Annotated in this window: 10 protein-coding genes; 6 read left to right on the top strand and 4 right to left on the bottom strand. The window is 61.1% G+C overall.

Annotated elements, in window-relative coordinates; genetic code table 11:
- Together WA989_RS07410 and WA989_RS07405 are read left to right on the top strand one after the other, a co-directional pair.
- The coding region (locus WA989_RS07410; protein WP_424339865.1) for a DUF72 domain-containing protein at window positions 1–494 on the top strand (494 nt) is incomplete at its 5' end.
- A gap of 135 nt (window positions 495–629) precedes the next feature.
- Window positions 630–1,421 (top strand): transglutaminase-like domain-containing protein, encoded by a 792-nt coding sequence (locus WA989_RS07405; protein WP_424339864.1) that lies wholly within the window; start codon window positions 630–632, stop codon window positions 1,419–1,421.
- On the opposite strand, the gene WA989_RS07400 is transcribed toward WA989_RS07405, so the two are convergent.
- Complete coding sequence (locus WA989_RS07400) at window positions 1,422–3,380, bottom strand: ATP-binding protein (protein WP_424339863.1); 1,959 nt, start codon at window positions 3,378–3,380, stop codon at window positions 1,422–1,424.
- Between the two features lie 95 nt (window positions 3,381–3,475).
- Window positions 3,476–4,126: a helix-turn-helix transcriptional regulator gene (locus WA989_RS07395; protein WP_424339862.1), complete on the bottom strand. Its 651-nt coding sequence runs from the start codon at window positions 4,124–4,126 to the stop codon at window positions 3,476–3,478.
- A 79-nt stretch (window positions 4,127–4,205) separates the two neighbouring features.
- On the opposite strand from WA989_RS07395, the gene WA989_RS07390 reads away from it, so the two are divergent.
- On the top strand, window positions 4,206–4,625 hold the full coding sequence (locus tag WA989_RS07390; protein ID WP_424339861.1) for a VOC family protein: 420 nt from the start codon (window positions 4,206–4,208) through the stop codon (window positions 4,623–4,625).
- Between the two features lie 8 nt (window positions 4,626–4,633).
- Here WA989_RS07390 and ypfJ read toward each other — a convergent pair whose 3' ends face one another.
- Window positions 4,634–5,479: a KPN_02809 family neutral zinc metallopeptidase gene (gene ypfJ / locus WA989_RS07385; RefSeq protein ID WP_424339860.1), complete on the bottom strand. Its 846-nt coding sequence runs from the start codon at window positions 5,477–5,479 to the stop codon at window positions 4,634–4,636.
- Between the two features lie 175 nt (window positions 5,480–5,654).
- On the opposite strand from ypfJ, the gene WA989_RS07380 reads away from it, so the two are divergent.
- The 3 genes from WA989_RS07380 (at window position 5,655) to panD (ending at window position 7,020) form a co-directional block, all read left to right on the top strand.
- The gene (locus WA989_RS07380; protein WP_424339866.1) at window positions 5,655–6,074 is read left to right on the top strand and encodes a secondary thiamine-phosphate synthase enzyme YjbQ; all 420 of its coding nucleotides are present in this window, start codon (window positions 5,655–5,657) and stop codon (window positions 6,072–6,074) included.
- A gap of 3 nt (window positions 6,075–6,077) precedes the next feature.
- Window positions 6,078–6,464 carry a VOC family protein gene (locus WA989_RS07375; RefSeq protein ID WP_424339859.1) on the top strand — a complete coding sequence of 129 codons (387 nt, stop codon included), beginning with the start codon at window positions 6,078–6,080 and terminating at the stop codon, window positions 6,462–6,464.
- 190 nt (window positions 6,465–6,654) lie between these two features.
- On the top strand, window positions 6,655–7,020 hold the full coding sequence (gene panD, locus WA989_RS07370; protein ID WP_424339858.1) for an aspartate 1-decarboxylase: 366 nt from the start codon (window positions 6,655–6,657) through the stop codon (window positions 7,018–7,020).
- Window positions 7,021–7,036: 16 nt separating this feature from the next.
- Here the strand turns inward: panD and WA989_RS07365 are convergent.
- Window positions 7,037–8,204 (bottom strand): hypothetical protein (locus WA989_RS07365; RefSeq protein WP_424339857.1); only part of this gene is annotated, 1,168 nt, incomplete at its 5' end.

Below are 8,204 nucleotides of genomic sequence, written 5' to 3'. Positions count from 1 at the left end.
CCCCCGACGAGATGAAAGAGGCGATCGACTGGTTTGTCAGCGGCGGGGTGACGAAGCTCGGCGACCGGCTCGGCGCGATAAACTGGCAGTTTCCGAAGGGCCGCAAATTCGATGCGGACTATTTTTCCGCATTCCTTGAGCGGTTGCCGGAGAGCCATGACTGGCTTCGCCTTCGCCACGCCATCGAGGTGCGCAATGACACGTTCAAGACCGAGGAATTCACCGATCTTCTGAAAAAGCATGATTGCGCGCTTGTCTATTCCGACGCTGAGGACTGGCCGATGCCGGATGTCGAGACGGCGGGCTTTGCCTATGTGCGACTGCAGCAGAGCCGGGACACCTACAAGCTGGGCTACGCGCCGAAGGCGCTCGATGAGTGGGCCGGGACCGTGAAGGACTGGGCCAGGAAGCGCGAGGTGTTCGCCTTCTTCATCGCGGGTGAAAAGGCGCGCGATCCTCTGGCGGCGCAGGCGCTGATCGAGCGCATCAAGTAGCCGGCCTGCGGGTGCCGAAGACCTCGTTGCAGTTCTGCATCAGGCGCGTGCAACCGGCGCATGACTGGAGGCGTTATATTTACCGTAACCAGGCGCGTCCCGCGGCGCGTTTTCCTTGACCTGAAAGAGCCTGCCATGCGCGTAAAAATCGACGCTTCGCTGAGTTATGAATTCCCCGAACCGGTGGATGTCCTTCTAGCCATTGAGGCGCTTCCTCTGCCCGACCAGACCATTGTGTCGGAGAAGCTGGATGTGTCCGGTCAGGCGACGCTCTCGCAAGTCGAGGGTTGGAACAAGCTGGGGCGGCGGCGCTGGATGCATGCGGAAGGCGAAATCCGCATGGTCTATCAGGCGATTGTGGATGTGGTCCGCCCGGCGATGTCCTTGCAGGGTCTTCAGGTGCCGCCGCGCCGCGAGCTGCCGGCCGATGTGATCGAATTTCTTTTTCCAAGCCGTTATTGCGAATCCGACAAGCTGGACACCTTCGCCATGCGCACTTTTGGCGGTACTCGCGGCGGCGACCAGGTCGCCATGATGTCCGGCTGGATTTACGACCATTTCGAATACAAGCACGGCACCAGCACGTGCGATACGACAGCGGCGGACACATTCATGACGCGCGAGGGCGTCTGCCGTGATTACGCGCATGTCCTGATCAGCTTCTGCCGCGCGGTCGGCGTGCCGGCCCGCATGGTGTCGGTCTACGCGCCCAATCTTCAGCCGCCGGATTTTCATGCCGTTGTCGAGGTCTGGCTCGAAGGCGCCTGGCACCTGGTCGATCCGACGCGGCTTGCGCAGGAGGACGGTCTGGTTCGCATCGTCTCAGGCCGCGATGCCACTGATATCAGCTTCATGACGATTTTCGGCAGCGCGGAGCTTATTGAGCAGTCGGTCCAGGTGACTTTCGCCGAGACCGTGGAGGCCTGATCAGGCAGCGAGCTTGAGGCGCAGGTCGATACCGGCCTGTCCGCCGCAGCCCGTAATGTTTCTTTCCAGACAATGGATGATCGCGCGCAGATATCGCGCTGACACTTGCCGCGTTTCCGCGTCGAGCGATCGCGACCGGCCGCGCAGGATGGCGCATAGGTCGCTGGCGATCTGGCCGGCGAGCTTGAACCCGAATTGTGGCCCCTGAGCGCTACAGTCGTGGACCGGCCGGTAGATGTCTTCCCAAGTGACCGGATCCTCGCTCTCAAGCGAACGCAGCGCTGCGCGAAGGTCGGTCCGAGCGGTCTGGAGCCATTGCTGAACCAGCGCAACCAGCGGACTGTCCAGTGAAAGTGCGGCGCTCGGGTCAGGTTCGAGCGCGTCCAGGGCGGGCAGGCCCGCATTGTCATTGTGGATCGCCGGCCGCAACTGCGATATCGCGCTCAACAGTTCGGCCTGGTCGACCGGCTTCGTCACATAGCCATTGGCGCCCATCGCAAGAAAACGCTCCCGGTCGCCTGACATGGCATCTGCCGTCAGCGCGATAACAGGAATGTCGTGGTAATCTGTGGCCGAGCCGCGTAGCTTTTCCAGCACTTCCGGACCGTCCATAACCGGCATGTGGATGTCGAGCAGCAGAATGTCGAAGGGTTCGCGGGCAAGGGCCTCGAGAACCTCCTGGCCATTTATGGCTTCGGTAAGGGTCACGCCATAGGGGGTGAGGAAGAGCCGGACCACATCGCGATTGATGGCATTGTCGTCGGCGAGCAACACGCGAAGACTGGTAAGAGAATGGCTTGCGGCCGGCGCGAGACGAGCGCGGCTCGCCTGCCTGACAGGGCCAGCCGCGGCACGCGCCAGAAAGCAGAAGGTGAAGGTGGACCCCTCGCCCGGCGTGCTCTCGACTGTGACATCGCCGTCCATCAGACGGGCAAGCTTGCGGGCGATGGCGAGGCCAAGACCCGTCCCGCCAAAGCGGCGCGTGGTCGAGGAATCGGCCTGGCTGAACTCGGCAAAGAGCTTCGCCATGGCGCTATCATTCATGCCGATTCCGGTATCCGAAACCGTCGCTATGACCTGCCATTGACCATCGGCTTCCACGGTTTCCAGGCGCAGGGTTACGCCGCCCGTATCGGTGAACTTCACGGCATTCGAGACGAGATTGGACAGGCATTGACGCACGCGGACCGGATCGAAGCAGAGCGCTTCGGTGAGCGGTTCGACGGCATCGAGGGTAAGGCTGATACCCTTCTCGCGGGCGCGCGGCTCGAACAGGCGGATGATGCGGCGTGCGACATGACGAAGATCGCCACCCACCGGGTCGATGGTCATCTTGCCCGCTTCGATCTTGGAGAGGTCGAGGACATCGTCGACGAGGGCGTTCAGGGTCCGGCCGGAATCGAGGATGGTGTCGATCTTGTCGCGCTGGGTCTTGTTCAGCTGCTCATCGCTTGCGAGCGACTGGGCCATGCCGAGAATGCCGTTCAGCGGTGTGCGGATTTCGTGGCTCATCGCGGCCAGGAACTGCGATTTCGCGGCGCTCGCCGCTTCGGTTATGCGGGCGCGTTCCTCTGCGGCCTTGTACTGGGTGATGTCGAAGACAATGCCGGCGAGGCCGGTGGTGCCATCCGGCATGCGGACGGGCACTTTTTTCGTCAACGCCGTTATGTTCGCGCCAATCTTCTCTTCATTGAGAGAGACCTGGCCGGCGAGCACTTTCTGGTCTTCGCGCAGGAAGACTTCCCATTGGTTTGGGGAGAAGAGTTCGGTGTCGTCCTTGCCGAGATAGTCGGTCTCTCCGACGACACGGAGAACGAAGGCGTCCATGGCGGGGTTGCCATAGACGATCTTCAAATCGGCATCCTTGATGAAGACAGGATCCGGCAGTGCAGCAAAGAAGGCCTTGATCAGCTCCCATAGGCTCTCGTCCTTGTAGGGGAGCGGTGTGGTTACATCCATGATGCATCCTCCCGTTGTTTCCCTAACGGTAAGCGCGACTGGTTAAAAATGTGATAGGGCTAACATGCGGTGGAGGTGCCCCCGTTGCGCCGGTGTCAGACGGACGGGCTGATCCTGTAAGCACAGCGCCGCGCGCCTGCCAGAATATGGTCCTCGCGGATAATGTTCACATCCGCGCCAAGAGCATCCTGGAAGACTTGCAGCTCATTGGCACAAAGGCGCTGGCAAGCCTTGGCAGCCGAGCAGATTGGGCAGTGGTTCTCGATCAGCAGCCAGTCATCGCCGTCTTGTGCGGCGGCGGCCATATAGCCCTCAGCCGAGCGCAGCTCTGTCAGGCGTTTGACGCGCGCACCGAGATCGCTGAGGCCGCTGAGATGCTCGCGATAGGCGGCAAGTTGGCTCTCGCTATGTTTATCAATGACGCGGGCAAGACCCTCTTCGCCGAACATCTCCCGGATGGATGTGATCATTTCGAGCGCGAGCCCCTGATGCGCATCGGGAAAGATGCGCGCGGCTGCCTCCGTCAGCGACCAGATCTTGGTCGGCCGACCGCGGCCCTGCGGTTTCGCGGTCTGCTCGATCAGGCCTTCTTCGGCGAGTTCATAAAGATGAAGCCGCACTGCCATGGCCGTGACGCCAAGGCTTTCGGCGAGCGCACTCGCTGATTGCGGGCCGCCGCGCTTGAGGAGGTCGAGAACCGTGTTGCGCGTTGCCGTCATCGCCGGAGGAGAGGAAGTGTCAGCCATTTTTCTTTTTTAAAAGGGATTGCTTTCAAAAACAAGTGAGAATAAATAAAGGAAGGTCTTTAATAAATGGAGAGGGACAATGGTACGCCTCGAACATGCAAATCTCGTCGTCACGGATATCGAGCCGACACTGAGCTTCCTTAAAACCGCGTTCCCGCACTGGCGCGTCCGGGGCAGCGGCAAGGGAGACTGGTCCGGCAAGCCGCGTACGTGGCTGCATTTCGGTGACGACGAGTTCTACATTGCGCTCTCGGATAATGGCGAGGGCGCACCCCGCGACCTGAAAGGGCATCGGCCAGGCCTTGCGCATCTCGCCTTTGAAGTTTCGAATCTTGATGCGCTGAAAGCCCGGATGGCCGCAGCGGGCCACGAGATTACAAATCCGGGCAATCCGACCGAGCATCGCCGCAATGTCTATTACATCGACGGCAATACGATCGAGTTCGAATTCGTCGAATACCTCTCAGACGATCCGGCCGAGAAAAACCGGTATGACTGAGGCCCGCCTTACATCCCGCCAAATGTGTCGCAGGTTTCGGGGTCACCGCTGCGATAGCCGCGCAGCAGCCATTCCTGGCGCTGCTCGGACGAGCCATGCGTGAAGCTTTCCGGATTGACGTTGCGCCCGGCGCGTTCCTGCAGGGCATCATCGCCGATGGCGCTGGCGGTGCGCAGGCCTTCCTGTATATCGCCTTCCTCCAGCGCCACATCGCCGCCCGAGGCCGCCGATGCATTCGCGGCCCACACACCTGCATAGCAATCGGCCTGCAGTTCGAGCGCGACGGCATAGCGATTGGCGTCAGCCTGGTTGCCGGCACGCTGCTGAGCCTGGCGGACTTCCTGCGACTGGCCGGTCAGGGTCTGGACATGATGGCCGAACTCGTGGGCGATGACATAGGCCTTGGCGAAGTCTGCGCCGGACGCGCCGAGCTGGCTTTCCATCTGCTGCCAGAAGGAGAGGTCGAGGTAGACGGTCTGGTCGGATGGGCAATAGAAGGGGCCCATGGCGGCCTGGCCATAGCCGCAGCCTGTATTGGTGCCCTGCGTGTAGAGGACGGTCGTCGGCGGAGCGTAATCGCGCATCTGGGTGGACCAGACATCATTTATATTCGAGCCGATCACGTCGACGAAATAGCCGGCCTGGTCTTCCGGCGTGCCAACCTCGCCTTGCTCCTGCGAGCCTGCGCCGCCGAAGGTGCTCGCGATTTGCTGAGTGGTCTGCGGATCGATGCCGAGAAAGTAGTAGCCGAGAAGCCCGAGCACCAGAACGCCGACGCCCCCGCCCGCAGCGGCTGTCTTCATGCCGCGCCTGTCTTCTACTCGTCCGCCTGTGCGGCCACCCTTCCATCGCATACTCGTCTCCTGATTTTTCGTCGTGCCAGCCAAACGCACGAGCGAGGTACAGGATGCACGGCACACTCAAAGAAAGAAAGCAAAGCCCATGTCTACGCTGCCGCCTGACCAGACCTGCCCGCCTTGCCGCAGCTGGGCTGACTCCTTGCGAAACCCGGTTTATCAATGGTCGCGCATGCTCAACACGCTCTCCATCTCCACGTCCGGCCCGGGGCTATATGAATTTACCCGGCAGGCCAGCCGTTTCGTCGCCGACAGCGGCGCCAGCGAAGGCCTGCTGACCGTCTTCGTGCGTCACACTTCGTGCTCGCTTCTCATCCAGGAGAATGCTGACCCGGATGTGCAGACCGACCTGCACAATTTCTTCAAGCGCCTTGTGCCGCATTCCGATGACCCGTCGATGGGATGGATCATCCATGATGCAGAAGGGCCTGACGACATGCCGGCCCATATCAAGGCGGCGCTGACGCAGACCTCGATCGGCATTCCCGTGAGCGATGGCCGGATGATGCTCGGCACATGGCAGGGGCTATATCTGTTCGAGCACCGCGACAGGCCGCATGAGCGCCAGGTCGTGCTGCATATCGGAGGCTGAGCGATGCGCCTGAACCAGGTCACCGTTCCATGCACCGATTATGCAGCGAGCGTCGCCTTCTACAAGACGCTCGGCCTGATCCAGATCGTTGATAGCCCGCCGCGCTATGCGCGTTTTGAATGTCCGGCGAGCGATGGCGGACAGCCGGCCACATTTTCTCTGCATCAGGTAGAAGGCTGGACCGGCGCAGACGATCCGCTGGTCTATTTCGAAGTCGATGATATCGACACCGAATACAGACGTCTGAAGGCGGCGGGGCTCGACTTCATAGCTGAGCCGCAAGCCCAGAGCTGGCTCTGGACAGAGGCCCATCTGCGTGACCCGGCCGGCAACCGGATTTGCCTCTACCAGGCTGGCGAGGTCCGCCGCTTTCCGCCCTGGCGCATCTGACCGGGCGCCTCGGCAGGACAGTTTGCGCTATCAGGATCCCACTGCCAGCGGATCAGGCTTCACCTGTAATGCTGATTGTGCTTTAAGGCAGGTATATTGCGGTGCATCAACGCCCTTTACGCTAGGGAAACTTGTTCCCATATATGTCTAGCGGTAATCGACCGCGCCAATTTCAAGGGGAGTGTCCTCCATGCTTCTGAACATGCTCAAGGCCAAGCTTCATTCCGGCACGGTGACGCAATGCGATCTGCACTATGAAGGCTCGGTCTCGATCGATCAGGAGCTGCTCGACGCCTCCGGTATCCTGCCGAATGAGCGAGTTGATATCTGGAACGTGACCAATGGTGCCCGCATTCAGACCTATGCGATCGAAGCCCCGCGCGGGTCGAAGACGATTGGCGTGAATGGCGCTGCTGCCCGGCACTTCTCTGAAGGCGACAAGGTGATCATCGCTGCCTTCGCCTCGATCGAGGCTGACAAGGCCCGCCAGCATGCGCCGACGGTTGTCCTGCTTGACGATGCCAATGAAATGAAGACGCCGAGCGCGGCCTATTAGGCTTCGCTGTCAGAGCTCAATAGTCTGACGCATCCTCATCGGTATAGTCGCCGGCTGGATCAGCCAGGTCTTCGGCCGGGTCGATCTCCTCATCATAATAGGTCTCTGTCATGAGCGGCTCGCCGCCGAGAAGCGCCCAGCGCTGCATCGCGGCGCAAGTGACCGGCGCGAGAAGCACCTCGCTCGCCGCCGCATTGAACTGGTCGCTCGTTGCTGCCGCCCAGACGCCAGCGGCCGCATCTGATGAATTGAAGCCAATTTCAGAGAGGCCGCGCTCGATCCGCGTGCAGATGAGCCGCGCAAGATCGGGGTCGGAATAGTCATTCAGGCTCGAGATCCGGTCGAACAGGTCTAGGCGCGAGAACACATAGTCGTAAACCGTCAGCTCTTCGCCGATCTTGAAGGCGAGGATGTCGGCGCCAGCAGTACCCGAAAAGTCAGGCCACTCGCTGATGCCGTCTTCGCCATACTGGGTGGCGCTGGTAAACACCGACACGATCGGCGCTTCGAGATACACCGCCCAGCCGCCGAGCATTTCGCGGTTCTCGGTATTGCGGATGTCCTTAGCGTCCGGCAGCGCGGCATAGACGACGAGGATGGGCGATTGCTGCCATGTCTTGATCGCCATGGAGCTGACCGTCTGTTCAGTGATCGAGCGGCCAAACAGGGTCGAGACCGAATTGTCGAGAAAGTTCGACGCCTCCAGCATGGACGGCGCGCTGAAATAGGTCAGCAGCGATGAGGCGGGGGCCAGCAGGCTTGCGGCATTGGTCAGCGATGACATGACATTCGCGGTCGCGCCGCTGCTCTCGCGCTCATCTGAGAGCTGCATGCGCAGCTTCGCGGTGATCGTGGTATTCGACGAGACCTTGAACCAGGGCGTGGCAAACAGGGCGAGGCTCTGATCGGTCGACCAGGTTTCACCCTGTTCGCGGTTGGAGCTGAAGGAGGCAGAGAAGAGCGCTTTTGTCGCGGTTACATCCGGCTTGCTGATCTCGAATTCCGCCAAGAGGGCGCGCGAGACCTCCTTCGAGCCCATCATGCGGGCGAGCCAGCCTCGGCTCTCTTCCTTATAGTTTCGCTGGGCGGGGGCTTCGGTATAGGTGCCGGCCGCCGTGCCCGCCATGTCGCGCGCTTGCGGGTCGAGCGTCACGATCCGAATACGCGTGTAGAGATCCTCCAGC

It is taken from the genome of Henriciella sp., from assembly GCF_049649345.1.
GTDB lineage: Bacteria > Pseudomonadota > Alphaproteobacteria > Caulobacterales > Hyphomonadaceae > Henriciella.
This window is presented reverse-complemented; position numbering and strand designations above follow the sequence as displayed.